The organism is Pseudomonas sp. CFBP 13710 (assembly GCF_014842235.1).
Classification (GTDB): domain Bacteria; phylum Pseudomonadota; class Gammaproteobacteria; order Pseudomonadales; family Pseudomonadaceae; genus Aquipseudomonas; species Aquipseudomonas baltica.
Genome location: NZ_JACYVJ010000001.1, coordinates 883,368 through 908,441, shown reverse-complemented (window position 1 = coordinate 908,441; position 25,074 = coordinate 883,368). Strand labels below are relative to the sequence as shown.

The 25,074-nt window shown below is 61.3% G+C and carries 24 protein-coding genes; 13 read left to right on the top strand and 11 right to left on the bottom strand.

All coding sequences use genetic code 11. The annotated features are described in order from the left end of the window. Nucleotides 1-7 precede the first annotated feature (7 nt). The 3 genes from lolD to queF all read left to right on the top strand — a co-directional run bounded on the left by lolD (nucleotide 8) and on the right by queF (nucleotide 2,899). Nucleotides 8-691, top strand: a complete 684-nt coding sequence (lolD, locus tag IFT44_RS03895; RefSeq protein ID WP_192049034.1) for a lipoprotein-releasing ABC transporter ATP-binding protein LolD — start codon at nucleotides 8-10, stop codon at nucleotides 689-691. 29 nt (nucleotides 692-720) lie between these two features. After that, nucleotides 721-1,965: a lipoprotein-releasing ABC transporter permease subunit gene (locus tag IFT44_RS03890; RefSeq protein ID WP_192175438.1), complete on the top strand. Its 1,245-nt coding sequence runs from the start codon at nucleotides 721-723 to the stop codon at nucleotides 1,963-1,965. Nucleotides 1,966-2,068: 103 nt separating this feature from the next. Then, nucleotides 2,069-2,899, top strand: a complete 831-nt coding sequence (gene queF / locus IFT44_RS03885) for an NADPH-dependent 7-cyano-7-deazaguanine reductase QueF (protein ID WP_192059797.1) — start codon at nucleotides 2,069-2,071, stop codon at nucleotides 2,897-2,899. A 48-nt stretch (nucleotides 2,900-2,947) separates the two neighbouring features. Here the strand turns inward: queF and IFT44_RS03880 are convergent, their stop codons facing one another. Next, on the bottom strand, nucleotides 2,948-3,211 hold the full coding sequence (locus tag IFT44_RS03880; protein ID WP_122477471.1) for a DUF4404 family protein: 264 nt from the start codon (nucleotides 3,209-3,211) through the stop codon (nucleotides 2,948-2,950). A gap of 270 nt (nucleotides 3,212-3,481) precedes the next feature. Between IFT44_RS03880 and IFT44_RS03875 the strand changes: the two genes are divergently transcribed. Continuing rightward, complete coding sequence (locus IFT44_RS03875) at nucleotides 3,482-4,183, top strand: MlaA family lipoprotein (RefSeq protein WP_122477473.1); 702 nt, start codon at nucleotides 3,482-3,484, stop codon at nucleotides 4,181-4,183. Nucleotides 4,184-4,239: 56 nt separating this feature from the next. Here the strand turns inward: IFT44_RS03875 and IFT44_RS03870 are convergent, their stop codons facing one another. Next, a complete protein-coding gene (locus IFT44_RS03870; protein WP_122477474.1) occupies nucleotides 4,240-4,542 on the bottom strand; it encodes a PilZ domain-containing protein in 303 nt (100 codons plus the stop codon). Nucleotides 4,543-4,829: 287 nt separating this feature from the next. On the opposite strand from IFT44_RS03870, the gene rssB reads away from it, so the two are divergent. Continuing rightward, the gene (gene rssB / locus IFT44_RS03865; protein WP_122477476.1) at nucleotides 4,830-6,014 is read left to right on the top strand and encodes a two-component system response regulator RssB; all 1,185 of its coding nucleotides are present in this window, start codon (nucleotides 4,830-4,832) and stop codon (nucleotides 6,012-6,014) included. Continuing rightward, the gene (rssC, locus tag IFT44_RS03860; protein ID WP_122477478.1) at nucleotides 6,011-6,493 is read left to right on the top strand and encodes an anti-sigma factor antagonist RssC; all 483 of its coding nucleotides are present in this window, start codon (nucleotides 6,011-6,013) and stop codon (nucleotides 6,491-6,493) included. Before rssB ends, rssC begins: the two co-directional genes overlap by 4 nt. Nucleotides 6,494-6,569: 76 nt before the next feature. Here the strand turns inward: rssC and tal are convergent, their stop codons facing one another. From tal to IFT44_RS03845, 3 genes are all read right to left on the bottom strand, one after another. Further along, the gene (gene tal, locus IFT44_RS03855) at nucleotides 6,570-7,499 is read right to left on the bottom strand and encodes a transaldolase (RefSeq protein WP_192059795.1); all 930 of its coding nucleotides are present in this window, start codon (nucleotides 7,497-7,499) and stop codon (nucleotides 6,570-6,572) included. A 180-nt stretch (nucleotides 7,500-7,679) separates the two neighbouring features. After that, the gene (gene dusA / locus IFT44_RS03850) at nucleotides 7,680-8,690 is read right to left on the bottom strand and encodes a tRNA dihydrouridine(20/20a) synthase DusA (RefSeq protein WP_192175437.1); all 1,011 of its coding nucleotides are present in this window, start codon (nucleotides 8,688-8,690) and stop codon (nucleotides 7,680-7,682) included. Nucleotides 8,691-9,159: 469 nt separating this feature from the next. Continuing rightward, nucleotides 9,160-11,331, bottom strand: coding sequence for a TonB-dependent siderophore receptor (locus tag IFT44_RS03845; protein WP_192175436.1), 2,172 nt, complete (start codon nucleotides 11,329-11,331; stop codon nucleotides 9,160-9,162). A gap of 394 nt (nucleotides 11,332-11,725) precedes the next feature. Between IFT44_RS03845 and IFT44_RS03840 the strand changes: the two genes are divergently transcribed. Genes IFT44_RS03840 through IFT44_RS03825 form a run of 4 tightly spaced genes read left to right on the top strand, consistent with a single transcriptional unit; the run spans nucleotide 11,726 to nucleotide 14,661 of the window. Beyond that, nucleotides 11,726-12,391, top strand: coding sequence for an amino acid ABC transporter permease (locus tag IFT44_RS03840; RefSeq protein WP_122477583.1), 666 nt, complete (start codon nucleotides 11,726-11,728; stop codon nucleotides 12,389-12,391). Next, on the top strand, nucleotides 12,372-13,031 hold the full coding sequence (locus IFT44_RS03835; protein ID WP_122477585.1) for an amino acid ABC transporter permease: 660 nt from the start codon (nucleotides 12,372-12,374) through the stop codon (nucleotides 13,029-13,031). Before IFT44_RS03840 ends, IFT44_RS03835 begins: the two co-directional genes overlap by 20 nt. Beyond that, nucleotides 13,028-13,789 (top strand): amino acid ABC transporter ATP-binding protein, encoded by a 762-nt coding sequence (locus IFT44_RS03830; RefSeq protein WP_122477586.1) that lies wholly within the window; start codon nucleotides 13,028-13,030, stop codon nucleotides 13,787-13,789. Before IFT44_RS03835 ends, IFT44_RS03830 begins: the two co-directional genes overlap by 4 nt. Then, a complete protein-coding gene (locus IFT44_RS03825; protein WP_192103338.1) occupies nucleotides 13,786-14,661 on the top strand; it encodes a transporter substrate-binding domain-containing protein in 876 nt (291 codons plus the stop codon). The genes IFT44_RS03830 and IFT44_RS03825 overlap by 4 nt, the downstream gene beginning before the upstream one ends. A 19-nt stretch (nucleotides 14,662-14,680) precedes the next feature. On the opposite strand, the gene IFT44_RS03820 is transcribed toward IFT44_RS03825, so the two are convergent. The 4 genes from IFT44_RS03820 to IFT44_RS03805 all read right to left on the bottom strand — a co-directional run bounded on the left by IFT44_RS03820 (nucleotide 14,681) and on the right by IFT44_RS03805 (nucleotide 19,599). Further along, a complete protein-coding gene (locus IFT44_RS03820) occupies nucleotides 14,681-14,899 on the bottom strand; it encodes a hypothetical protein (RefSeq protein WP_192175435.1) in 219 nt (72 codons plus the stop codon). 115 nt (nucleotides 14,900-15,014) lie between these two features. Further along, nucleotides 15,015-17,258 carry a putative bifunctional diguanylate cyclase/phosphodiesterase gene (locus tag IFT44_RS03815; RefSeq protein WP_122477592.1) on the bottom strand — a complete coding sequence of 748 codons (2,244 nt, stop codon included), beginning with the start codon at nucleotides 17,256-17,258 and terminating at the stop codon, nucleotides 15,015-15,017. Between the two features lie 214 nt (nucleotides 17,259-17,472). Next, nucleotides 17,473-18,678, bottom strand: coding sequence for a DUF1624 domain-containing protein (locus IFT44_RS03810; RefSeq protein ID WP_446730935.1), 1,206 nt, complete (start codon nucleotides 18,676-18,678; stop codon nucleotides 17,473-17,475). Between the two features lie 228 nt (nucleotides 18,679-18,906). Beyond that, on the bottom strand, nucleotides 18,907-19,599 hold the full coding sequence (locus IFT44_RS03805) for a type 1 glutamine amidotransferase domain-containing protein (protein WP_192103345.1): 693 nt from the start codon (nucleotides 19,597-19,599) through the stop codon (nucleotides 18,907-18,909). Between the two features lie 214 nt (nucleotides 19,600-19,813). On the opposite strand from IFT44_RS03805, the gene IFT44_RS03800 reads away from it, so the two are divergent. After that, nucleotides 19,814-20,050 (top strand): hypothetical protein, encoded by a 237-nt coding sequence (locus IFT44_RS03800; RefSeq protein ID WP_192103346.1) that lies wholly within the window; start codon nucleotides 19,814-19,816, stop codon nucleotides 20,048-20,050. Here IFT44_RS03800 and IFT44_RS03795 read toward each other — a convergent pair. Both IFT44_RS03795 and IFT44_RS03790 read right to left on the bottom strand, forming a co-directional pair. Beyond that, entirely contained in the window at nucleotides 20,047-21,165 is a 1,119-nt protein-coding gene (locus IFT44_RS03795) for an HPP family protein (RefSeq protein WP_342214257.1), read from the bottom strand. The genes IFT44_RS03800 and IFT44_RS03795 overlap by 4 nt on opposite strands. 2 nt (nucleotides 21,166-21,167) lie before the next feature. Beyond that, the gene (locus IFT44_RS03790; RefSeq protein WP_192175433.1) at nucleotides 21,168-23,165 is read right to left on the bottom strand and encodes a peptidase U32 family protein; all 1,998 of its coding nucleotides are present in this window, start codon (nucleotides 23,163-23,165) and stop codon (nucleotides 21,168-21,170) included. A gap of 195 nt (nucleotides 23,166-23,360) precedes the next feature. On the opposite strand from IFT44_RS03790, the gene IFT44_RS03785 reads away from it, so the two are divergent. Together IFT44_RS03785 and IFT44_RS03780 are read left to right on the top strand one after the other, a co-directional pair. Further along, entirely contained in the window at nucleotides 23,361-23,786 is a 426-nt protein-coding gene (locus IFT44_RS03785; RefSeq protein WP_192175432.1) for a DNA methylase, read from the top strand. Then, a complete protein-coding gene (locus IFT44_RS03780; RefSeq protein WP_192175431.1) occupies nucleotides 23,783-24,526 on the top strand; it encodes a DUF72 domain-containing protein in 744 nt (247 codons plus the stop codon). Before IFT44_RS03785 ends, IFT44_RS03780 begins: the two co-directional genes overlap by 4 nt. Nucleotides 24,527-25,074 lie beyond the last annotated feature (548 nt).

Sequence of the window (25,074 nt, the reverse complement as noted above, 5' to 3'; positions counted from 1 at the left end):
GTCGGGCATGAGTGAACAAGCAGTACTGAGTTGTCGCAACCTGGGTAAATCCTACGAGGAAGGCCCTGAATCCGTGGTCGTGCTGGACAACCTGCAACTGGAGCTGCACGCCGGTGAGCGCGTGGCTATCGTCGGCAGCTCCGGTTCGGGCAAGAGCACCTTGCTCAACATGCTTGGCGGGCTCGATACGCCCAGCCGCGGCAGCGTGTGGTTGGCGGGTGAAGAGCTTTCGGCGCTGAACGAGCGGGCGCGCGGGCTGCTGCGCAATCGTGCCCTGGGCTTCGTCTATCAGTTTCACCACCTGTTGCCCGAATTCACTGCGCTGGAAAACGTCTGCATGCCGCTGCTGATCGGCAAGACCGCCATCCCCGAGGCGAAACAGCGCGCCACTGCATTGCTGGAGCGCGTGGGCCTGGGCCATCGACTGCAACACAAGCCGGCCGAACTGTCGGGCGGTGAGCGTCAGCGCGTGGCCATTGCCCGGGCCTTGGTAAACACGCCGGGGCTGGTGATGCTCGACGAGCCCACAGGCAACCTCGACAACCACACCGCGCAAGGCATTCAGGACTTGATGCTCGAGCTCAGCGTTTCGCTGCGCACCGCGTTTCTGGTGGTCACCCATGATCTGAGCCTGGCCCGACAGATGGACCGCGTACTGCGTCTGGAAGACGGGCGTCTGGTGCCGATCTAGCTTTTTCTTTTCTAACGGGTTACCTCTGCATGTTCAGACCCTTGTCAATTTTCATCGGCTTGCGCTACACCCGCGCCAAGCGGCGCAAGAACTTCATTTCGTTCATCTCCATGACCTCGATGATCGGCCTTGCTCTGGGCGTGCTGGCGATGATCGTGGTGCTGTCGGTGATGAACGGCTTCCAGCGCGAAATGAGCTCGCGCATCCTGGGCATGGTGCCCCACGCCATGATCCAGGGCGTGAAGCCGCTGGACGATTGGCGTCCCGTCGCTGCCGCCGCCATGAAAAACCCCGAGGTGCTGGCGGCCGTGCCGTTCACCGAGCTCGACGGCATGCTCTCGTACAAGGGCATGATGCAGCCGATCCAGATCAGCGGTGTCGATCCGGCCCGCGAGGGCGAGGTGTCGATCGTTGCCGACCACATCGTCCAGGGACGTCTGGACGATCTCAAACCAGGTGAATTCGGCGTCGTCGTCGGTGAAATCACCGCCAGGCGCTTCCGCTTGAACGTGGGCGACAAGATCACCCTTATCGTTCCGGAAGTCAGCACTGCGCCGGGTGGCATCACCCCGCGCATGCAGCGTCTCAGCGTGGTCGGCGTGTTCAAGGTCGGCGCCGAACTCGATGGTTCCATGGGTCTGATCAACGCGGCAGATGCGGCGGAAATGCAGCGTTGGCAGCCGGGGCAGGTGCAAAGCGTACGGCTCAAGCTGAAGGATTTGTACACGGCGCCCGAGGTCAGTGCCGCCATCGTCAAGGACCTCGGCACAGCCTACAAGGCCGACGACTGGACCCATACCCAGGGCAGTCTGTTCAGTGCCATGAAAATGGAAAAGACCATGATTGGCCTGCTGCTGCTGATGATCGTTGCGGTAGCGGCGTTCAACATCATTGCCACCCTGATCATGGTGGTGAACGACAAAGGCGCGGATATCGCCATCCTGCGTACCATCGGCGCTACGCCGAGGCAGATCATGGGGATCTTCATGGTCCAGGGTACGGTCATCGGCGTGGCCGGCACCGTAATCGGGGGTGTGCTGGGCGTAATCGCCGCAATCAACGTCAGCGCCATCGTCGGCTGGGTGGAGCGCATCAGCGGCCAGCACATCTTCACTTCGGACGTGTATTTCATCAGCAATCTGCCCTCCGAGCTGCAGGGTGGGGATGTCATGCTGATCTGCGGGGCAGGGCTGGTGCTGAGCTTCCTTGCGACTATCTACCCTGCCTATCGGGCTTCACAGATCGAACCGGCGCACGCCCTGCGCTACGAGTGATCCATGACGACTGCGGTGCGGCCTTGGGGCCGCGCCGTCGTCGCCATGCAGCAACGCGGCAAATTCGCTAAACTGCCGTCGTTCATTCAGTCAGGTTTATTTCATGCATCCCGCAGCCGAACATTCTCCCCTGGGCAAGTCCAGCGAGTACGTTTCCACCTACACCCCCTCGTTGCTGTTTCCCATTCCCCGCGCAGCAAAGTGGGCCGAGTTGGGCTTGAGCGCGGAAACCCTGCCCTATACAGGTGTGGACGTGTGGAATTGCTTCGAGCTTTCCTGGTTGCTGCCTTCGGGAAAGCCGGTCGTAGCCATTGGTGAATTCACCATTCCTGCGGATTCACCGAACATCATCGAATCCAAGTCGTTCAAGCTGTACCTGAACTCGCTCAACCAGACGGCGTTTGCGTCGATCAATGACCTGCAGGCCGTGCTGGTGGCGGACCTTTCCGGGGCTGCCGGTAAGCCGGTGGGCGTCAAGGTGCGCCGCTTGGAAGATGTGCAGGCGGAGGGCGTGGTTCAACTGCCTGGGGTGTGCATCGACGAGTTGGACATCACGGTCAGCAGCTACGATCACCCACAGCCGGAGCTGCTGCGTTGCGACCCGAGTTCCCTCGTGGAAGAAACCATCCATAGCCATCTGTTGCGGTCCAATTGCCCAGTCACCAGCCAGCCGGACTGGGGCAGTGTGTGTATTGCCTACAGCGGTCCGGCGCTGGACCACGCCAGCGTGCTGGCCTACCTGGTCAGCTTCCGTCAGCATTCGGATTTCCACGAGCAATGTGTCGAGCGGATTTTTACCGATCTGCAGCGACTTCTGCAGCCAGAAAGACTGACTGTGTTCGCCCGCTACGTACGCCGCGGCGGCCTGGACATCAACCCCTACCGCAGCACTGACACGCTGCCCGCGGCCAATGGCCGGCTGGTTCGCCAGTAAGGGTGCATCCAGCAGCCGCTTGGGCAGGCGGCTGCAGTTGTACCGTCTTCAGATACCGATGTTGCCGAGCGTCTGCACGATATTGCGCAGTGCGCCGGCCACGCCAGGGTGGTCCACCTCAAAGCGCTCGACGGCCAGGTTCACGCTGTCGGCGACGGACGGGTCCGCCGTGGCATTTTCCAGCTCCATGCGCGCCTTGATCTGCTCCATCAGGACGCGCATGTCTTCACGCTCCTCGAGCGACAGCGTCTGGTTCTTTTCCAGTTGCTCGCGCAGTTCATCGAGTTGTTCCTGCAATTCGCGGGCTGGCATGACGTTCTCCTTGAGTGATAGGCACTTACATGGACCGCGCCCCGTGCGCAAAGGTCCGTGTCGGCTCGCATCATTGGAATTCCATGCCGTTCCAGACGGCTGCGCGAATGAACTTGAGGGCGGGCCTGAAGTCTGGCATGGGTACGTTCAGATTGATCGGCAGCGCTGCGTTCGCCAGCGCACTGCCTAATCCGGCCTGGACACTTTATACTGGGCCACATTTTGTTGGCGGTCGCATGCGACCCAATCGTATCTCAAGGAGTAACACGTATGCGTCTGACCGGTTCAGCTGTCATCGATCGAGTGGCTGGAGCCTGTCTGCTCCTGGGGCTTGCCGTGGCGCCCGTGGTAGCACAGGCCGCCGAAGAGGATCCATGGGAGCCGGTCAACCGTGCGATCTTCCGGGTCAACGATACCTTGGATACCTATGCGCTCAAGCCTATTGCCCAAGGCTACCAGTGGATCACCCCGCAGTTCCTGGAAGACGGCATTCATAACGTGTTCAGCAACATCGGCGACGTCGGCAACCTGGCCAACAACGTCATGCAGCTCAAGCCTGCCGCTGCCGGTACCGACACTGCGCGGCTGATCTTCAACACCACCTTCGGCCTGTTCGGCTTCTTCGATGTGGGCACCAAGATGGGCCTGCAGCGCAGCGACGAGGATTTCGGCCAGACCCTGGGCTACTGGGGTGTAAGCAGTGGGCCTTACGTGGTCCTGCCGCTGATGGGCCCAAGCACCGTGCGCGATGCATTCGCCAAGTATCCCGATACCTATACCTCACCGTATCGCTACATCGACCACGTGCCGACCCGCAATACCACGCTGGGCGTGAATCTGGTGGATACGCGCGCAAGCTTGCTGTCGGCTGAAAAGCTGATCAACGGCGACAAGTACATCTTCTTGCGTAACGCTTACTTGCAGAACCGTGAATTCCGGGTCAAAGATGGCCAAGTGGAAGACGATTTTTAATTGTAACCAGGCATGAAAAAGGCGACCCGAGGGTCGCCTTTTTTCATGCGCGGCGTTCAGTCCATGCTCAATGTGTGCAGGCCTATGATCTGCATACCATCTTGCTTCGAGCTTTCTACGCGTATCACTTCCGCCTGGATGTCCAGATCGCTGAGCGTGGGATGGTTGGAAGGCAAATGGACGCCAACCTGATCTCCTACACTCAATTGAGTCTGGGCTTCCAGCTGCATACCGGTGCTCGAAAGATCCTTGCATACGGCGGGAACGACAACGTCGCCGACCCTGAGGTCGACCTTTGCATCCACAGTCATGCGGATGAAATCACGTTTCTCACTGTAGTCACGATCACTGTGGCTCATGGTTTGTCCTTCGATCTGGTTGCTATTGTTAACGTTCTTATAACCCAAGGTAATAGGCCAATCGGCCCGCCCTGGCCCGTGTCGCAACACCCTTGAAACGCTTGCCGGATGGGAGTACCGTCTGCGCCTTACAAGGCACCTCTGCATCCGAATGCTCAGGGCACCCAGCGCTTGTATTCGCCTCTGCGAGAGGCTAGAAGTAAAGGTAGGCGACCCATTGCTTGCATCGCCAGTTTTTACATTGCTGACCTACTTACGACAACCAATTTCTGGCGCCGTTTGCCCACATGCAGAAAACCAGTGCAACCCTGCTGATCATCGATGACGACGATGTGGTGCGCGCAAGCCTTGCGGCCTACCTCGAAGACAGCAGCTTCAGCGTGCTGCAGGCGAACAATGGCCTGCAGGGCCTCCAGGTCTTCGAGCAACAACAGCCCGATCTCGTCATCTGCGACCTGCGCATGCCGCAGGTGGGCGGCCTTGAATTGATTCGCCAGGTGACCGAGCGTTCTCCCGATATTCCAGTGATCGTGCTGTCCGGTGCCGGTGTGATGAATGACGCAGTCGAAGCATTGCGCTTGGGTGCCGCCGATTACCTGATAAAGCCTCTTGAAGATCTGGCCGTGCTTGAGCACTCGGTTCGCCGGGCCCTGGATCGCTCGCGGCTGCTGCTGGAGAATCGTCGCTACCGCGAGAAGCTGGAAACGGCCAATCGTGAACTGGAAGCCAGCCTGCATCTGCTGCAGGAAGACCAGACTGCCGGCCGGCAAGTGCAGATGAACATGCTGCCGCAGAGTCCCTGGAGCACCGACGGATTCAGTTTCGAACACCAGATCATCCCGTCGCTGTACCTGTCGGGCGACTTCGTCGACTATTTCCGGGTCGACGAGCACCGCGTGGCGTTCTATCTGGCCGACGTATCCGGTCATGGCGCTTCATCGGCATTCGTCACGGTGCTGTTGAAATTCATGACCACCCGCCTCATGTTCGAATCAAGGCGGGGTGGTGCGATGCCCGAATTCAAACCGTCCGACGTGCTGGGCCATATCAACCGGGGTTTGATCAACACGCGTTTGGGCAAGCATGTCACCATGGTCGGCGGGGTGATCGACGAGCACACCGGGCTGTTGACCTACAGCATCGGCGGGCATTTGCCGCTTCCGGTGCTGTACACCCCCGAGCAAACGCAGTACCTGCAGGGACGCGGCCTGCCGGTGGGTCTGTTCAACGAAGCCACGTATACCGATCACGTCATGGCGTTGCCGGAGCAGTTCAGCCTTACCCTGCTTTCCGATGGGATACTGGACTTGCTGCCAGGCGAAACGCTTAAGGAAAAAGAAGCTGCATTGCCTGAGATCGTCAGTGCAGCGGGCGGCAGCCTGGATGGCTTGCGGCAAAAGTTTGGACTGGCCACACTCGGGGAGATGCCGGATGATATCGCCCTGATGGTGCTGAGCAGGAACCTTGCATGAGTACTGGTAGAATCCAGTTTGCTGAACAAAGCGGAACGTTCGTGTTGAAATTCGTGGGTGAGGTGCGCCTGACGCTCTGCTCGGCGCTGGATGCGACGATCGAGCGGATCTTCACCGCCCTCGATTTTTCAGCCATCGTGATCGATTTGACCGAAACCCGCAGCATCGACAGCACCACCTTGGGCCTGCTGGCCAAGTTGTCGATCATGTCTCGTCAAAAAGTCGGATTGCTGCCAACGGTGGTGACGACTCACGAGGACATCACGCGCCTGCTGCAGTCCATGGGTTTCGATCAGGTGTTCAACATCGTCGGTCGCCCGATTCCTTGCCCCGACTGCCTGACCGACCTGCCTTCGCAGGATCTGTCCGAGGATGTGGTTAGGGCCAAGGTGCTGGAAGCGCACAAGATTCTCATGGGCCTGAACGAGTCCAACCGCGAAGCCTTCCACGATCTGGTGAACGCGCTGGAACGCAGCTGAGTACCTTCGGGTGACTCGCTCGGCTAAGAAAAAAGGCGACCTTGCGGTCGCCTTTTTCGTATGCGGCAAACTGGAATCAGGAAACTTTGGCAGTCAGCAGGGTTTCGAGTTTTTCCTGATCGCGAGCGAATTGACGAATGCCTTCAGCCAGTTTTTCCGTGGCCATCGCGTCTTCGTTCGACGCCCAGCGGAACTGCGCCTCGGTCAAAATCTGCTTGGGTTCACCGGCATTGCCTGGCTTGAGCTTCTGCTCCAGCGTGCCTCCATCTTCGGCCAGCTTGTGCAGCAGTTCCGGGCTGATGGTCAGGCGATCACAACCGGCCAACTGCTCGATCTGGTTGATGTTGCGGAAGCTGGCGCCCATGACCACGGTCTTGTAGTCGTTGGCTTTGTAGTAGTTGTAGATGCGCGTTACCGACTGCACGCCTGGATCGTCGGAACCGGTGTATTCCTGGCCGGTGGATTTCTTGTACCAGTCGTAGATGCGACCCACGAACGGCGAGATCAGGAACACACCAGCATCGGCGCACGCCTGTGCCTGGGCGAAGGAGAACAGCAAGGTCAGGTTGCACTGAATGCCTGCCTTTTCCAGCTTCTCGGCGGCGCGGATACCTTCCCAGGTGGAGGCCAGCTTGATCAGCACACGCTCGCGACCGACACCGGCCTTTTCGTACAGGTCGATGATCTGGCTGGCCTTGGCCAGCAGGGCCTGCTCGTCGAAAGAGAGGCGCGCGTCGACTTCGGTGGAGATGCGGCCGGGGATGGCCTTGAGGATCCCGGTACCCACGGCGACCGCGAAAGTGTCCGACGCCAGACCGACATCACCGTTGCTGTCGCTGATGGTCTTGCGCAGCATGTCCTTGTAGGCTTCCAGCGAGGCAGCCTTGAGCAGCAGCGACGGGTTGGTGGTGGCGTCGACCGGCTTGAGCTTGGAGATGGCGTCGAAGTCGCCGGTATCGGCGACCACGGTGGTCATTTGCTTGAGTTGTTCCAGCTTGGAAGTCATGAGCGTGCTCTGTCCTGTGCGAATGAATGACGTTACCCGAGCGCTGCGTCCGGCTCAAGGGCCAAGGGCGTGCAGCAGGGGGAGGGCGGCGGAAAGACCTACGTTCGAGTGTCGCGCCGCGCGACGGTTCAATGGATCGAGTATGCGCTCCTATCGGGTCAATGATGCATCGTTGGGCGATCAGCGCCCTTCGAGCAATGCCCCGGCCTGATCGAGCAGCGCCAGCGGGTCATCGGCCTTGTGGATATCCACCGACAGCAGTTGACGGAACTTGCGCGCGCCGGGAAAGCCCGTACCCAAGCCGAGCATGTGCCGCGTAACGTGGTGCATGGCGCCGCCTGAGGCGATATGCGCGGCGATGTACGGCCGCATCTGCCGCAGCGCGTCGAAACGGCTGATCACCGGCGTGTCGCTGCCGAACAACTGTTGGTCGACCTGCGCCAGCAGGTATGGGTTGTGATAGGCCTCGCGTCCCAGCATCACACCATCGAAGGTCTGCAGATGCTCGGCGCAGGCTTCCAGCGTCTTGATGCCGCCGTTGAGTATCACTTCAAGGTCCGGGAAATCCGCCTTCAAGCGCGCGGCAATGTCATAGCGCAGTAGAGGAATGTCACGGTTCTCCTTGGGCGACAAGCCCTCAAGAATGGCGATGCGTGCGTGCACGGTAAAACTGCGGCAGCCCGCCTCGCGTACCTGTCCGACGAAATCGCACAGCGCCTCATAGCTGTCGCGGCCATTGATACCGATGCGGTGCTTGACCGTGACCGGAATCGACACCGCATCGCGCATTGCCTTGACGCAATCGGCCACGAGCGCAGGGTGCGCCATAAGGCAGGCGCCGATCATGTTGTTCTGCACACGATCGCTGGGACAACCCACATTGAGATTGACCTCGTCGTAACCGTGCGCCTGCGCCATGCGCGCGCAAGCGGCCAGATCCGCCGGCGTGCTTCCACCCAACTGCAGCGCGATGGGGTGCTCGGCATCGTCGTAGCGCAGAAAGCGCTCGTGATCGCCATTGAGCAAAGCGCCGGTGGTGACCATTTCGGTGTAGAGCAAGGTGTGCCGCGAGAGCAGGCGCAGGAAGTAGCGACAGTGGCGGTCGGTCCAATCCATCATAGGCGCCACGCTAAAGCGGCGGGAGGGCTCCAGGCCAGGCGTGGCGGGCGTTTCAGCTACATTCTGTACCATTTTACTCTGCGCGTTTTGTACCAGTTTTCGGGCGTTTTCGGACGTTTTCGTGGGGTGAGTGGTAAGTTGTACCACTGTGAGAATGACCTTAACCACTTTCGCCGGGGCCGTTATTCGAGGACGAAAAAGGGCTGGCGAGGTGTTTGCTATGCAGGTCGGCTCCGTACGAAACGTGACGGGAGACAAGTCTACCAAGACACTCGGTCGTTGGTGCGAAAACAGGTCGCTTATCAAGCGCTGCAGGATGACCTTGAGTATCTGCGTTCTGAACGCCTGGCCATCGAACGTCTGTCTGGCATAGACACTGACTTGACCTTGAGCCTGGAAGAAATGAACGCCCGGTTCAAATAGGCATGTGTGCCGTACACCTGTGTTCTTCGTTTCCAGTGCGTGACAGATACAAAGCCCAATCTACCAGGCGAACCTGATACTAACCAAAGAGGCTGGTCGACGTGTCAATGATCAGCCCTTACCAGCGATAGTTGACCGAACCGATCAGCGCTCGCTCGTCGCCGTAGCGGCACGAGACGTTGCAGAACAGGTACTTCTCGTTGGCGACGTTTTGCGCCTTCATGGCCACGGTCCAGTTCTTGTCGACTTCATAGGTGACTTTCGCGTCGAACAGGGTGTAGGCGGCGACCTTCTCGTTGGCGTCCGAGCTGGACGTACGGCTGGTGCCCATGTACCGGGCGCCGCCGCCGACCATGACCTGAGGCAGGCCCAAGGCAGTCAAGCGGTAGTCGGCCCACAGGTTGGCCATGTGATACGGCACGCCGTCGATGCGCGTACCTATGCGGGTCGACACCGCATCGTCGGTGATCTTCGCGTCGGTGTAGGTGTACGACGCAGTGGCGCTCAGGTTCGCGGTGATCTCCGCTTTCGCCTCAAGCTCCACACCGCGTGAGCGGGTTTCACCGAACTGCACGCTGTTGCCGGTGAGGTCGGTGCTTAGGGAGTTTTTCTGCTTGAGGTCGTAGACCGCGGCGCTCAGCAGCGCTGTGGTACCGGGCGGGGTGTAACGTACGCCGATCTCGTACTGCTCGCCCTCGGTCGGATCGAACGAGGTGTTGGCGTTGGCGTTGAAGACGTTGGCCGGCAGGAACGACTGGCTCCAGCTGACATAAGGCGCCAGCCCGTTGTCCGCCTGGTAGACCAGGCCGATACGACCGGTGGCTTTCTTGTCATCGCGCGGCGTGCGAGCGCCAGTGGCGAAGCTGTAGGTTCGGCTTTCGGCCCAATCCTGACGACCGCCCAGCAGTAGAATCCACTTGTCGTCGAACTTGATCTGGTCTTGCAGGTAGACGCCGGTCTGAGCGCTGTGCAGGTCCGAGCCGGTGTTGGCGGTTGTGACGTTGGTCGCAGCGCCGTACACCGGATTGGCCGGGCTGAACATGGAGTTGGCGCCAGCGAAGCGATGAGAGTCGTAGGTCTTGTGGTAGTAGTCCACGCCCGCCAGCAGGGTGTGCTGCCAGCGGCCGCTGTCGAGGGTCCATTGCATGTTGTTGTCGCTGGTCCAGCCTTCTGAGCGCTCGCGGCGGATGCTAGCTCGGCGCGCCAGCTGGCCTCGGTTGCGCAGGGCGGCGCTGCCGGTATCAGCGATCTGCATGTAGTCCCAGCTCAGGTCCGCCTCGAAGTGGCGTAGCGAATGGCGGATTTTCAAGTCGGGTGTGAAATCGTGTTCGAACAGGTAGCCCAGACTGGTCGAGTAGTTGTTGTAGTGATCGAAGCCGCGCTCGCCGGTGAACAGGTCGCGGTCGACCTTGGGGTAGCGAGTGCTGGACGAGGTGGTCAGGTCGAAATCCAGCGGTGGTGCAAAGCCGGTACGGGTTTCCTGGTAGTTGGCCAGGACCGTCAGCGAGGTGCTCTCGTTCGGGCGCCAGGTGAAGGCGGGTGCGATGTAGCGGCGGTCGTCGTCGGTATCGGTGGTCTGGGTGCCACTGTCGCGCCAAAGGCCGGTCAGGCGATAGGAGAACTGTCCGGCGTCGTCGATCGGGCCGCCCAGGTCGAAGCTGTACTGTTTGCGCGCATGGCTGCCGTATTCGACATTGACTTCATGCAGGGGCGTGTCGGTCGGGCGCTTGGTGATGGTGTTGAGCAGACCGCCTGGCGACAGTTGGCCGTACAACACAGAAGAAGCACCCTTGACCACTTCCACGCGCTCCAGGCCGTAGGGCTCGATGCCTCCGTCATACACGCTGCCTTGCAGTTTCATCCCGTCGCGCAGGATGCCGCCGGTGCCTGAGCCGACGTTGAAGCCACGGATCACGAAGTCGTCGGCTACACGGCTGAACCCGCCTGGCTGCGCGATCACGCCTGGCGTGTAGCTCAAGGCCTCGGCCAAGGTGTCGGTCTTGCGGTTGTCCATCTCGTCGCGGGTGATGACCGAAATCGACTGAGGAATATCCTTGATCGCCGAGTCGGTCTTGCTTGCGCTGGTGCTGCGAGTCGCCACAGGTCCACGGATCTGGCCATTCGGGTTTTCCAGGGCCTGGGCATCGATGGTGGTTTCCTGCAGCTCCAGGGTGGCGTTGGATATGGCAGCGCTGGCGCTTTCGGCGGCGTAGGCCGTGCTCAGTGGCGGGCCACTGAGTAGCATCGCCAGTGTCAGCGGGTGATAGGCAAAGATTTTTTTTGCCGGCATGGGGACTCCTGTGCGTTAAACGTTGTTTGCCTGAGGGACGAAATCAGGCCGCGCCTCCGTCTCGACGATCAGCACAAGCAGAACTGTAACAAATAGGAATGGTTATTATTCATATTTTGTTGCGAATATCTGTTGGAAAGCTACACCCCTTAGATGCTCGACCCGAGGGCAGGGCGCCTCGCATTGCCCTCTTTCACTGTCACTACAAGCGCTAGTGGCGATCATGACCGTCAAGTCCGCCACGCAAGAGGGGCCTGACGATCACTGTCTAAGCTTATGTTTATTCAGTATTAATTGGATTGAAAACGGTCGATTACACTCAGCGACCGCAAGCCAGACGCAGGCGCTTTCCGATGTTCGCTTTATCTATTTCAACACGTCTGGAGGTCAACCGATGACCTTCGACTACGCGTTCGCGTTGTCCACGCTTCCCGCTTTTGCGCGCGCCGTGGGGGTCACTTTGCAAGTCGGCTTGATCGCAATCCTGAGCTCACTTGCCGTCGCGGTGCTCAACGCGGCCATCGCCACGTTTCGGGTCCCGGTGCTGCATCGGCTCGTGCCGCTATACGTCGAGCTTGCGCGGAATACGCCGCTGCTGATTCAGCTGTTCTTCATCTACTTCGCCTTACCCGCTCTGGGCGTGCGGATTTCCGGTTTCGCAGCGGCGGTCATTGCCATGACGTTCATGGGAGGTGCGTACCTGACCGAAATACTGCGCGCGGGCATCGAAGCGGTGCCCAAGTCGCAGATCGAGTCTGGCCTGTCCATCGGTCTGTCGCGCTGGCAGCTGTTGCGCCATGTAGTGCTGCCCCAGGCAGGCATTCTCAGCTTGCCTGCGCTGTTCGCCAACTTCGTGTTCCTGCTCAAGGAGACCACGGTGGTGTCGGCCGTTGCCGTGCCGGAAATTCTCTACACCACCAAGAGTTACATCGCTCTGTATTACAAGACCTACGAGATGCTGGCAGTGATGACCGGGTTGTGCGTGCTGTTGTTCTTGCCGCTGTCGTTGCTGCTGGGCCTGCTGGAAAGGAGGCTCCAACATGGCCAGTTCGGGTCTTGAGCTGCTCTGGGTATCGGCACCTCAACTGCTGACCGGGGCCGGTCGCACCTTGGGTATTTCCGCGCTTGCGATCGTGTTCAGCAGTGTCGGCGGCCTGTTCTATGGCGTGCTGCGCAGCCTGGGCAAGCGCTGGCTGGACGTGCCGCTGAGGGTCTACCTGGAGCTGTTTCGCGCCATTCCGGTACTGGTCTGGTTGTACCTGTTCTTCTTTGGCCTGCCAATCTTCTTCGGCGTCAGCCTGCCTGCGTTCTGGTGCGCGGTGCTGGTGTTGTCGCTGTGGGGCGCCAGCGAGATTGGCGAAGTCGTGCGTGGCGCGCTGCGCTCCATACCCCGCGGGCAGCGCGAGGCAGGACTGGCCATCGGCCTGGGCCTGGGCCAGTTGTACGGTCGGGTATTGCTGCCTCAGGCGCTCAAGCGCCTTACGCCGCCGGTCATCAACGTCTGCACCCGTTTGCTCAAAACCAGTTCGCTGGCGGTGCTGATCGGCGTTGTCGACATCACCAAGGTGGGCCAGCAGATCATCGAGCGCACCTACGAGTCGGTGCTGATCTACGGCTTCCTGTTTGTCTTCTTTTTTATCGTCTGCTATCCGCTGTCGGCCGCTTCCCGCGTGCTTGAACGGCGCTGGAATCACGCATGAGCGCATTGATCGAACTCGCAAGCTTCAGCAAGAAATTCGCCGATACACCGGTGCTGACTGACATCGATCTGCGGGTGACCGAAGGCGAGGTGGTGGTGATCCTGGGCCCCAGCGGCTGCGGCAAGAGCACATTGCTGCGCTGCCTGAACGGCCTGGAACTGGGCCACAGCGGTACCTTCACTTTCGATGGGCAGTTGCTGCCTGCCAATGCCGACTGGCGCCGCGTGCGTCAGCAGATCGGCATGGTGTTTCAGAGCTATCACCTGTTTCCTCACATGACCGTGCTGCAGAACGTGCTGCTGGGGCCGCTGCAAGTGCAGAAGCGCGATGCCCAGGAAGCGCGGCAGCAGGCCGAGGCGCTGCTGGCTCGGGTTGGCCTGGCCGAACGCGCCAACGCCTACCCCCGCGAGCTGTCGGGCGGCCAGCAGCAACGGATCGCCATTGTGCGGGCACTGTGCATGAACCCCAAGGTCATGCTGTTCGACGAAGTCACCGCTGCGCTGGATCCGGAAATGGTCAAGGAAGTCCTCGAGGTGATCCTCGACCTGGCGCAGGGCGGCATGACCATGCTCATCGTTACCCACGAAATGGCCTTCGCCCGCGCGGTGGCCGACCGCATTTTGTTCATGGACCGCGGCCGTATCGCGGAACAGAACGATCCCGAAACCTTCTTCAGCGCCCCGCAGACCGCACGCGCGCAGCAGTTCCTGGAAAGGTTTTCCTACGTAGAAAACATGCCGAAAAGGAAAGCATCGTGAACTTCAAAACTGCCCTGGTTCTACCCGTACTCGCTCTTGGATTGCTGGCCGGTTGCGATAAACCGGCCGAACCCAAGGCCGCCACCCCAGCCGCGACGGCGAAACCTACCACCAGCTACCTGGAAACCATCAAGGCCCGCGACAAGCTGATCGTCGGGGTGTTCAGCGACAAACCGCCCTTTGGTTTCGTCAATGAGCAGGGCGAATACGTCGGGTTCGACACCGACCTGGGCAAGCGCTTCGCCAAGGACCTGCTGGGTGACGAGAAGAAAATCGAGTTCGTCAGCGTCGAGCCGGCCAGCCGCATCCCGTTTCTGCAGAGCGACAAGGTCGACCTGATCCTGGCCAACATGACCGTGACACCCGAGCGTAGCCAGGCGGTGGACTTCACCAACCCGAACCTGCGTGTCGCCGTGCAGGCGTTGGTGGCGGACGGCAGCAGCGTACAGAAGCTCGATGACCTGGCCGACAAGACCACCATCGTCACCACCGGCACCACGGCCGATCTGTGGTTGACCAAGAATCACCCTGACTGGAAGCTGCTCAAGTTCGAAAAGAACTCCGAATCACTGCAAGCCCTGGCCAGCGGCCGCGGCGACGCCTATGCCCAGGACAACCTCGTGCTGTTCAACTGGGCCAAACAGAACCCCGGTTACCGCGTACTCGCCCAGAAGCTGGGCGATGAGGCGCCTATCGCACCGGCCGTGAAGAAAGGCAACACCGAGCTGCGCGATTGGGTGAACGACGAATTGGCCAAGCTGGGTGAAGAGAAAGCCCTGCTCAAGCTTTATGACCAGTACGTGCGCAAGGACTTGCCAGCGGACACCGACCCTAATCTGGTCATCGTGGAGGGAGGTCGCTTGAAGCCGTGAAGGCGGCCGATCTTGCGGATCAGTTCTGCCCAAGCTTGAGATGGAAATTCTTCATGAAATTCCACGAAGAGGAGGGCGGCGGAGAATAGCAGCCAGGTTGATTGGCGGGCGTGGCGTCACAGCGCACCGTGTAGCCCTTGCTGCCGATCTCGCGACCGCCTTCGCCGGTGCCTTGGTCGCTGTAGGAGGCACAGCCGCTCAGTACGCCCAAGATCAATAGTGCAGACAGTGTTTTCATTCCAGACTCCTTCCGTAGAGCGCGCAGCTTAGCCTCGATCCGTTTTCAAAAGCTATCCACCTGCGAACATGCCTCCACCGCCGCGCGCCTGATGTGATCAGGCGCGCGGTAGCTTTCAGGTATCGTTGCGCGCTGCCATCAGCTGCTTCATTTCCTCGCCGCGCAGCGGTGGGCTGAGCAGGTAACCCTGGACGAACGGGCAGCCCAATGCCTGCAGCCGGTCCAGCTGGTCCTGGGTTTCCACGCCTTCGGCGACGATGTCGACATCCAAGGCGCTGCCCAGCGACAGGATGCTGGTGACGATGGCGATGGTGCGTCTGTGGGTCATCATGCGCGTGACGAACGAGCGGTCGATCTTGATCGAGTCGATCGGGTAGCGGTCGATGTAGCCCAGCGAGCTGTAGCCGGTACCGAAGTCATCCAACGCGATGTGTACGCCCAGCTCGCGCAGGTCGGCGAGGGCGATCGCCACGGTTTCCGGTTCGTTGAGGAAGACCGATTCAGTGATTTCGATCTGCAGGTTGTGGGCGCTGAAGGAGGTGTCCTTCAGTATTTCCGCGACCTTTGCCACGAACCCGACATGGTTGAGCTCGGCACCCGAGACGTTGACGTTGAGCTTCAGTGTGCAGGCCGCATTGGCGTTCCAGCGCTTGAGCTCGGCACAGGCGGTCTGCATGACCCAGCGGCCCATTTCATGAATGATGCCGATGTCTTCCGCCACTGCGATGAACACGTCGGGCGGCACGTTGCCGAGCACGGGGTGCTGCCAGCGGACCAGCGCTTCCACGCCTTCGATGCGGCGCGAGCGGGCGGCAAAAATTGGCTGGTAGACCAGGTAGAACTCTTCTCGCGCCAAGGCGTGCTTGAGCGCGTTGCGCATCAGCAGCAAATCGACCGCCGCCTGGCGCATGGACAGGTCGAACAAGGTCCATTTGCCTTGGCCTTGTTTCTTTGCCGCGTACATGGCGACGTCGGCATCGCGGACGAGGTCTTCGGCGCTGGTGTGAGCGGCGTCGAGTGTGACGATGCCGACGCTGCAGGAGGTGAAGATCGCCTGGCCCTCGACGTCGACGGCAACTCCAAGCGCCTGGATGACCCGTTGCGCGGTCTCTATCGCAGCGTGCTTGGAGTCATTGCCGGTGTGGAGGATGGCGAACTCGTCACCGCCGATGCGCGCCAGCACGGCGTTGCCGTTCAGGCAGGACTCCAGCCGCTGCGCCACGATCTGCAAGAGGATGTCACCGGCACGGTGGCCCATGCCGTCGTTGATGTATTTGAAGCGATCCAGGTCCATGTACAGCACTGCCGCTTCGCGCTCGGCATGGTCAAGGTTGAACACTTCCTGAATCTTGGCCATGAAGTAGGCGCGGTTCTTCAGCCGGGTCAGGTCGTCATGGAAGGCGGCATAGGTCAGCTCTTCCTGGATTCGTTCACGCTCCACCAGGCGCGAGCGCAGCGCTACCTGTTCCTCGCGGTCGATCTGCGCCTGCTTGAGGCTTTCTTCGGCTTCCTTGCGCTCGGTGATGTCACGCTGCACGGACACCCAATGGGTGAACCAGCCTTTTTCGTTGGCCACCGGCACGATGCTCAGCTGCACCCAGAAGCGGGTACCGTCACGGCGCGTGTTGATCAGTTCGACTTCGATCGGCTGCCACGTGGACAGGGCGCTGCGGATCTGATCCAGGGTGCCGCGATCGGTTTCCTCGCACTGCAGGATACGCGGCGTCTTGCCGACGATTTCTTTCAGGCTGAACCCGGTGGTGGCCAGGAAGGCCGGGTTGCAGTAGACGATCCGCGGGCCGGGCTGGTCGATCGGCTCGGCCTCGGTGATCAGGATCGCATCTTTGGCATGAACGACCACCGATTCGAGCAGGCGCAGACGCTCGATCACTCCGGCAGGACCGGTACTGGCGGCCACCGGCAGGGACGGCGCCGAGTGGTAGAGAGCAACGGAGTGAGTCTTGAGTGCGTAGATCTGGGCGGCGCTGAGCAACTTGAACGGTGGCGTCAGCGCCAACAGAACGATGCCGACGAGCGCGTCGCTGTGGTCTTTGACGGCGATGCACACGCGGTAGGTGTCCGCCAGCGAACCGAGAAAATCCGGGATCGAATGGATGAAAGGCGAGCCGTCGCCGATGTCGACCACGTCGCCGTAGGACATCAGCATGCGCAGCCAGGACTCGGTGGCGGCATCGACCGGCACTTCGCGCGTCGTGCCGCAGGCGGCAGTCACGTGCCAGGCGCCGGGTGCGCCTTCGATGAGCAGGGCGCCGCAACAGTGTGTGATGGCCGCTGCCGCCTGAACCAGACCTTGAAGAGCGGTGTGCTTTGAATCTTTTTCAGGGACAGCTGCGAGCATGTGAAGGACCCAGACAAGGACGAGAAACGGCGACCTCCTGTCACTCGATGTCATTTTGACATCATTGTGATAGTGATACCACGCCTTCCCGTCGGACTGCTCCAGAGTCGTTAAAGTGCATCCATGCGTTCAAATATCGGCGCAAGAGAGCAGGGTGGCGATCAGCGGTCGTCTACCCGGTTCAAGCGGTAACGCAGGCGCGACTCGAACGCGCTCAGAAGTACTTCAGCCAGCCGATGTCGCGCCGACGCTGTTTGAGCTGCGCGAACCAACGAGTGGGAAAGTACAAGGCAATGGCCAGCACCGCAGTCCACAGCCAGATTCCGCTCAGGCTGTCGAAGCCGTAGTACTTGCCCTGGTTCAAACCCCAGATCTGCACGGCGAGCAGGTACATCGCCTTGAGCACCAACAAGTGCAGCACGTAGAAAAACATCGGTGCGCCACCGTAGCGCGACAGCACCTCGAGCACTTTCCGGCCTTCGAGGCGCTGGAACAATGCAAGCAGCAGCAAGCCTGCGCCCATGGTCGGCATCAGGTACAGCAGCGACGGCGGGTATTTGGTCAGCGACATGAAGCTCATGAAAGTACGCACGTTGTCGTCCAGCACGCTCCAGGGTTTTTCGCCGTAGCCATTGAGATAGCGAATGGCGATGAAGCCCAGGATCAGGCCAATCCCCCAATTGAGTAGCAGGCGCTGGCGTCGTGCCGGGTCTGCGCCGCGGGCGAACCAAGGGCCGGCGCAGTAGCCCAGGGCGATCAAGCCGATCCACGGCAGGATCGGGTAGGTGGTGCGGGCGCGGGTGTATTCGGTGATTTCCAGGAACGCGCGCTGGTGCAGGATCGACCAGATCTCGAAGAACGGCGAGTCGGCGGTCAGGACGATGCCGTCCAGCAGATTGTGTCCGGCGACGATGACCGCGCCCACGATCGCCAGGGCGGTGCGCGGCATGTGAATGAGTGCCGCCAGTGCGATCATGCTCAGGCCGATGGCCCAGATCACTTGCAGCCACAGGGTGGTCGGAACCAGTGTCGCGTTCCATGCAAAGTTGACCAGGGTGAGTTCGAGGAAAACCAGGAACAGGCCGCGTTTCAACAGGAAAATCGACACTTCCCGAGGGCTGTGAGACTGCCCGTACAGCCAGGCAGAGAGGCCGGTGAGGAAGACGAACACAGGCGCGCAGACCATGCTGCTGATACGGGTGAAGAACAACTCGGGCGGGGTATTCAGCGGATCCATGGGGTCGCTGACTTGCACGTGGAGGAAGAAGGTTTCCCGGACATGGTCGACGAGCATGAAAAGCATGACCAGTCCACGCAATGCGTCGATCGCGAGCATGCGGGTGCGTGACACCGCCTGGGTCGAGGCAGTGGAAAGCGAGCCGGGGAAGGGTGGTGAAGCGGCGGCATCGGCCATGGGCATGCATCCAAAAATAAATCGGGATGCTAATGTTACGATATAACGTGAGGATTGGAAATCGTTATGGCATGACGCGTCTAACCGCCCCAGCTGCAAGTAAGGCGCAGCGGTGCGTTAGATAGACCGTATAAAGCTTCGCGGGCAGAGCCCGCTCCCACAGGGGATGAGCCCATGTGTGGGAGCGGGCTCTGCCCGCGAAAAGAACAACGCTGGGTATCGAGAATGCTCCAATCAGGCGCTTTCTTCCTGTTGCAGGCGCTTGATCAGCGCCTGGGCGGCGGCTTCGGAAGACGCAGGGTTCTGGCCAGTGATCAGGTGACCGTCTTCGACCACATAGCTGCCCCAGTCCGGACCTTTGGAGTACTCGCCGCCATTGGCCTTGAGCATATCTTCGACCAGAAACGGCACCACATCCGTCAGCCCGACCGCCTCTTCCTCGGAGTTGGTGAAGCCGGTGACCTTCTTGCCCTTGACGATGGAATCGCCGTCCGGCGACTTGACGTTCTTGAACACCCCAGGCGCATGGCACACAGCTGCAACGGGTTTGTTGGCGGCGTAGAAGGCTTCGATGATGGTTTTCGAATCGGTGTCTTCGGCCAGGTCCCACAGTGGCCCGTGGCCGCCTGGGTAGAACACGGCATCGAAGTCGTAAGGGTCGGCCTCGCCAAGGGGAAAGGTATCAGCCAACATCTTTTGAGCCTGCGTATCCTGGGCGAAGCGGCGGGTGGCGTCGGTCTGCGCATCCGGCTCGTCGCTCTTGGGGTCCAGCGGTGGCTGGCCACCCTTGGGCGAGACCAGGGTCACTTCGGCACCTGCATCGACGAAGGCATAGTAGGGTGCGGCGAATTCTTCCAGCCAGAAGCCGGTTTTCTTGCCGGTATCGCCCAGTTGATCGTGGGACGTCAGAACCATCAAGATCTTCATGCAAACTTCTCCAGCAGGTATAGGGACGCAACGCATCGCATTGCCCGGTTCTGTTTTCTGAAAGCACTTGGCCGCAGACGTTCAAGACAATCCGCGTCTGGTACGCTTTGGGTCGGATGGAACGCTGGCGCATCACCCCAGTCATTTCCTTCAGGACCGACCCTTTGCGGCCTTCCAGAACGGGCTCGCGTCCACCATCGAGAGGATTTGGCCAATGGCAACTGCAACCGTGCGATACCTGTTCAACGGCGCCCCGCGCAGCTGGACCCCACCGGCCGAGGTCGAACAGAGTCTTCACAGTATCGTGATGCATCTGCTCCAATTGCATTTCGGCGACGGCGAAAACAGCTTGGTGATGCCCACTGCAGAGGACACCGACGAGCAGGTTCTCGAGCAGGCGGCGCGCATGGGGCTGACCGACATCGAAGTGACCGAAGGCGTCGTGCGCTAGGCCCTCACGGCCCGATACAGAGCGCGGATCAGATCGGATTGGGTGATGATGCCGACCAGATGGCGTTCGGTGTCGATGATGGGGATGTGCCGATGGCCATTTTCCGAGAACACCGGCACCAGCTCGGTCAGCAGGCGGTCCGCGCTGGCTACGCGTACTGAACGCGTCATGATCTGCCCGACGAGGTTCGTCGTCGGCTGGTTCCGGCGGGGCCGCAGGAGGGCACGCAGGTGCCAGGCCACTCCGTCATGGGCATCCAGATCCAGTTGTTGCATGAAATCGGCCACTGTGACAATGCCCAGCAGATGACGCTGTCGGTCGATGACCGGCAGTGCCTTGATCTTGTGTTTGCGCATCAGCGCCCAGGCATCGCGCAGCGGCATTTCCTGGCGTGCGGTGATCGGTTCGCGACTCATGACTTCGGCGCAGCGCAGCTCACCCATGTTGCGCTGGTACGCTGATGCCTCGGCGTGCTCGAGCAGTGCCTGCAGATCTTTGCGATCAACGTCCAGCACCTGGTTGTAGTGCACCAGTGCGGCGTCGAGGTCGGCATGGCTGAAACGGCTAGGGTTGGACGGCGTGCTGGTGGCGGGTACATGGGGCCATGGCCGACGTGTCAGGTTGTTGTAGATCAGCCCGGCGGCGACCAGCAGAAGCGAATCGATCAGCACCGGATTCACCGCGTAGGTGAACTGCTCGCAGCCCATCACCACCATGAGCAGCGCCGCCGCGCCGCCGGGTGGATGCAGGCAGCGGGCCGCGAGCATCAGTGCGATCGCCAGGCCGACTGCAAGGGCCGCAGCGAACGTGGGATCGGGGATCCACTTGACGCAAGCAACGCCCACCAGCGCGCTCAGGGTGTTGCCGCCCGCCACCGACCAAGGCTGTGCCAGCGGGCTTGCGGGAAGGGCAAACACCAGCACCGCGCTGGCGCCGATGGGCGCCACGATGGCCAGTCCCAGTGCGCCGTGTTCGGCAGCCCAGTGTCCTTGCAGGCCCAGCGCCGCTAAGGTGCAGACCACCAGCACGCCCAGTGCCGCGCCAATGCAGGCGCGCCATTTTTCTCGAGCGTTGATCGGTTGGCGGCTGGGCCAGAGTGCGCGCAGTCGAAGCACTGTCAATGCGGGGCGCGGCGGATGGTCTTCATCAAGTCCTGCGGGCTGATCTGACCGACCACGTGGACTCCGCTACCCGGCAACGGCAGGTCGAGGATATGCCCCTTCATCTTGCCGATCACGTGCATCTCGCACGGCTTGCAGTCGAACTTGAGCGTCAACACTTCGTCGCCGTGAATCAGCTGCATGGGCGCGACCTTGGTTTTCACGCCTGTCACCCCCTTGGCCTGTTTGGGGCACAGGTTGAAGGAGAAGCGCAGGCAGTGCTTGGTGATCATCACCGGCACTTCGCCCAGCTCTTCATGGGCCTCGTACGCGGCATCGATCAGCTCGACCCCGTGCCGAAGGTAAAAGTCGCGGGCCTTCTGGTTGTACACGTTGGCCAGGAACGACAGGTGCGATTCCGGATAAACCGGCGGCGGCGTCGTTTCGGCCTTGCGGCTGCCACGTGGATGGGCCTGGACACGCGCGGCCGTCAGCGCCTCGATGGCCTCGCGGCGCAACGCCTTGAGCTGCGAGTTGGGAATGAAGAACGCCTGCGGCGCATCCAGTTCGATGGCCGTCGCATGGTACTGGGTGGTGCCCAGTTGACCCAGCAGGTCATGCAGCTGCTCCAGGGCCTGCTCGGGTTTGTTGGCCGGGCCGAACGGGCCTTCCAGCGCAACGTCCACGCGCGCACCTTCCTCGCTGGTAGCGGTCAGTTGCAGGCGCTGCTCGGTCAGCTGAGCGAGCCAGGCCAGACCGACGCGCCGCTCGGCGGACGTCTTCTGCAGCGCCTGCTGCCAGTTGTGGTCCAGGTTGCGGTTGAGCGGGTGGTTGGGCCGTAGCTGGAACAGCCCTGCAGGCATTTCGTTGGGTTCGACGCGATAGCGGTAGCGCTTGTGGCCGTCCTCTTCGAACTCGCCCTTGAGCTCGGCGATGTTGGCGCGAAAGCCCACGACTTCGCGCTTGACCAGCACGTTCAGACCGTCGCCGTTGGACAGTGGCTGCTCGCTGACCACCAGCATGTCGCGCTTGCCAACTTTCTCCACCAGCCCCACCGGCAGGCCGGTGAAGGTCGGCGAGTCGAACGCGCCGATGTCGATCTTGCGTTCGCTGACGAAATAATCGGTGCTGCCGCGGTGAAAAGTCTTGTCCGGGTCTGGTACGAAAAAGTGCGCAGTGCGGCCGCTGGAGGCGCGTGCCAGGTCCGGGCGGTCTTCCAATACGTCGTCCATGCGCTGGCGGTAGTAGGCAGTGATGTTCTTCACATAGCCCATGTCCTTGTAGCGGCCCTCTATCTTGAACGAACGCACGCCGGCGTCGACCAGCGCACGAATGTTGGCGCTCTGGTTGTTGTCTTTCATGGACAGCAGGTGTTTCTCGTAGGCCACCACGCGACCCTGGTCATCCTTGAGGGTGTAGGGCAGGCGGCAGGCCTGGGAGCAGTCGCCACGGTTGGCGCTGCGCCCGGTGTGTGCATGGGAGATGTTGCATTGACCAGAGAAGGCCACGCACAGGGCACCGTGAATGAAGAACTCGATGGCCGCGTCGGTTTCCGCGGCAATCGCGCGGATCTCGCTCAGGTCCAGTTCGCGCGCCAGCACCAGTTGGGAGAACCCGGCCTGGTCGAGAAACCTGGCCCGAGCCAGGGTGCGGATGTCGGTCTGGGTGCTCGCGTGCAGCTCGATCGGCGGAATGTCCAGTTCCATGACGCCCAGGTCCTGCACGATCAAGGCGTCCACGCCGGCGTCATACAACTGGTGGATCAGCTTGCGGGCCGGCTCCAGTTCGTTGTCGTGCAGGATGGTGTTGAGCGTGGTGAACACCCGCGCATGATAGCGGCGAGCGAAGGTCACCAACTCGGCGATGTCGCTCAGCTCGTTGCTGGCGTTGTGACGCGCGCCGAAGCTGGGGCCGCCTATGTAGATGGCATCGGCGCCGTGCAGGATGGCTTCGCGGGCGATGGCGACGTCGCGTGCAGGGCTGAGCAGTTCGAGGTGGTGCTTGGGCAGGGACATGTTTTTCTGGTCTGAGTCATCACGGTCAAGGCCGCCATTGTAGCGTCGAATGAGCGGGACGGCACGGTCCGCGCGTCGCGGCGCCGTTCGCGGGCGCTGGCTGGGGTCGACTGGCATGCAGGCGGATCGAACCTGTCGGCCGTGGCCAGCGTCTACCTAACCTTACCTGCATGACGCCGATGGGGGACCCAGCCGATGAGCAAGCACGTTACCGCCCATGAACTGGGTATCGACATCAACGAGCAACACGGCCTGTTCAAATGGTTGTTGGCCAGCTTTCTGATGGGCAAGCGGATCCAGGCGGACATTGCCGTGGAGGCCTATCGGGTGCTGGTCGACAAACATAACCGCGACACGCCCCGCAAGCTGAGCAATTGCACGCACCGCGAATTGGTGGCCATGCTGGGCGAGGCGCATTACGTGCGCTATGACGAAAGTACCGCAACGCGCTTGAGCGCCTTTGCGAAAAAACTGCAAGCCGAGTATGACGGTACGATCGGTGGGATGCGCGCAGCAAGCACGGATCGCCGTGACTTCGAACGCAAGCTGGAAGCGTTCGAGGGTGTCGGGCCCAAAACCGTCGAGATTTTCATGCGCGAGGCGGGCGGGGTGCTGTTTTGAACAGTCACTCCATACGGGTAGGCTGCGCCGGCTGGAGCCTGTCACGCGAACATGCCGAGCGCTTCGCGGCTGACGGTACCCATCTGCAGCGCTACGCGTCGAAGTTGAGCTGTGTCGAGATCAACAGCTCGTTCTACCGTCCGCATCGGCCGCAGACCTATGCGCGATGGGCGGCTTCGGTGCCCGATGATTTCAGTTTCTCGGTCAAGGTACCCAAACAGATCACTCATGTTCAGCGGCTTGAAGAGTGCGCCGTGGCCTTGGACGAATTCCAGGCGCAGTGCGGACAGCTTGGCGACAAACTCGGTTGCCTGCTGGTGCAGTTGCCGCCTTCGCTGGTGTTCGACGCTCAGGTTGCCGAGGACTTTTTCAGTTGCCTGCGCGAGCGATTTGTCGGGCCGGTGGTGGTCGAGCCTCGTCATCCTTCCTGGGTCGAGGCCGAGACGCTGCTGCAGGCGCAGCGTATTGCGCAGGCGGCTGTCGATCCTTCCCGTATAGCCACCGATCCCACCCCCGGTGGCTGGCGTGGCTTCCGATATTGGCGGCTGCATGGCTCGCCGCGCATCTACCACGACGCGTACGACGCCGAGTATCTCTCACGCTTGCGCGTGATTCTGGCTGAGGCCACCGCAGACGCCGAGGTCTGGTGTGTGTTCGACAACACCGCCTCGGGCGCCGCGCTCGCCAATGCATTGGATATACGGTATCCGCCCCGGCGGTGCTGCGGTGTGTCTGGGTAAACGCGTTGAAGCCGGACGCGGCTTGCGCCGCTGCTACAGGGGGTGCGTCGGGTGCGGATGCGGCTGCTGTGCGTGTAGCAGCGGCGCGAGCCGCGTCGGCGGTACCTGCGGGGTGTCTGGGTGAATGGGTTGAAGCCGGACGCGGCTTGCGCCGCTGCTACAGGGGGTGCGTCGGGTGCGGATGCGGCTGCTGTGCGTGTAGCAGCGGCGCGAGCCGCGTCGGCGGTACCTGCGGTGTGTCTGGGTGAACGCGTCGAGGCCGGACGCGGCTCGCGCCGCTGCTACAGGGGGTGCGTCGGGTGCGGATGCGGCTGCTGTGCGTGTAGCAGCGGCGCGAGCCGCGTCGGCGGTACCTGCGGTGTGTCTGGGTGAACGCGTCGAGGCCGGACGCGGCTCGCGCCGCTGCTACAGGGGGTGCGTCGGGTGCGGATGCGGCTGCTGTGCGTGTAGCAGCGGCGCGAGCCGCGTCGGCGGTACCTGCGGTGTGTCTGGGTGAACGCGTCGAGGCCGGACGCGGCTCGCGCCGCTGCTACAGGGGGTGCGTCGGG

What these genes read in the sequence shown, in the direction of transcription:
- IFT44_RS03810 (WP_446730935.1), bottom strand. Translation starts at nt 18,678, where the DNA reads ATGCCCATGGCCGATGCCGCCGCTTCACCACCCTTCCCCGGCTCGCTT.
- IFT44_RS03835 (WP_122477585.1), top strand. Translation starts at nt 12,372, where the DNA reads ATGGCCAGTTCGGGTCTTGAGCTGCTCTGGGTATCGGCACCTCAACTG.
- IFT44_RS03815 (WP_122477592.1), bottom strand. Translation starts at nt 17,258, where the DNA reads ATGCTCGCAGCTGTCCCTGAAAAAGATTCAAAGCACACCGCTCTTCAA.
- dusA (WP_192175437.1), bottom strand. Translation starts at nt 8,690, where the DNA reads ATGGTACAGAATGTAGCTGAAACGCCCGCCACGCCTGGCCTGGAGCCC.
- IFT44_RS03805 (WP_192103345.1), bottom strand. Translation starts at nt 19,599, where the DNA reads ATGAAGATCTTGATGGTTCTGACGTCCCACGATCAACTGGGCGATACC.
- tal (WP_192059795.1), bottom strand. Translation starts at nt 7,499, where the DNA reads ATGACTTCCAAGCTGGAACAACTCAAGCAAATGACCACCGTGGTCGCC.
- queF (WP_192059797.1), top strand. Translation starts at nt 2,069, where the DNA reads ATGCATCCCGCAGCCGAACATTCTCCCCTGGGCAAGTCCAGCGAGTAC.
- IFT44_RS03830 (WP_122477586.1), top strand. Translation starts at nt 13,028, where the DNA reads ATGAGCGCATTGATCGAACTCGCAAGCTTCAGCAAGAAATTCGCCGAT.
- rssC (WP_122477478.1), top strand. Translation starts at nt 6,011, where the DNA reads ATGAGTACTGGTAGAATCCAGTTTGCTGAACAAAGCGGAACGTTCGTG.
- lolD (WP_192049034.1), top strand. Translation starts at nt 8, where the DNA reads ATGAGTGAACAAGCAGTACTGAGTTGTCGCAACCTGGGTAAATCCTAC.
- IFT44_RS03800 (WP_192103346.1), top strand. Translation starts at nt 19,814, where the DNA reads ATGGCAACTGCAACCGTGCGATACCTGTTCAACGGCGCCCCGCGCAGC.
- IFT44_RS03870 (WP_122477474.1), bottom strand. Translation starts at nt 4,542, where the DNA reads ATGAGCCACAGTGATCGTGACTACAGTGAGAAACGTGATTTCATCCGC.
- IFT44_RS03890 (WP_192175438.1), top strand. Translation starts at nt 721, where the DNA reads ATGTTCAGACCCTTGTCAATTTTCATCGGCTTGCGCTACACCCGCGCC.
- rssB (WP_122477476.1), top strand. Translation starts at nt 4,830, where the DNA reads ATGCAGAAAACCAGTGCAACCCTGCTGATCATCGATGACGACGATGTG.
- IFT44_RS03820 (WP_192175435.1), bottom strand. Translation starts at nt 14,899, where the DNA reads ATGAAAACACTGTCTGCACTATTGATCTTGGGCGTACTGAGCGGCTGT.
- IFT44_RS03790 (WP_192175433.1), bottom strand. Translation starts at nt 23,165, where the DNA reads ATGTCCCTGCCCAAGCACCACCTCGAACTGCTCAGCCCTGCACGCGAC.
- IFT44_RS03880 (WP_122477471.1), bottom strand. Translation starts at nt 3,211, where the DNA reads ATGCCAGCCCGCGAATTGCAGGAACAACTCGATGAACTGCGCGAGCAA.
- IFT44_RS03875 (WP_122477473.1), top strand. Translation starts at nt 3,482, where the DNA reads ATGCGTCTGACCGGTTCAGCTGTCATCGATCGAGTGGCTGGAGCCTGT.
- IFT44_RS03840 (WP_122477583.1), top strand. Translation starts at nt 11,726, where the DNA reads ATGACCTTCGACTACGCGTTCGCGTTGTCCACGCTTCCCGCTTTTGCG.
- IFT44_RS03785 (WP_192175432.1), top strand. Translation starts at nt 23,361, where the DNA reads ATGAGCAAGCACGTTACCGCCCATGAACTGGGTATCGACATCAACGAG.
- IFT44_RS03845 (WP_192175436.1), bottom strand. Translation starts at nt 11,331, where the DNA reads ATGCCGGCAAAAAAAATCTTTGCCTATCACCCGCTGACACTGGCGATG.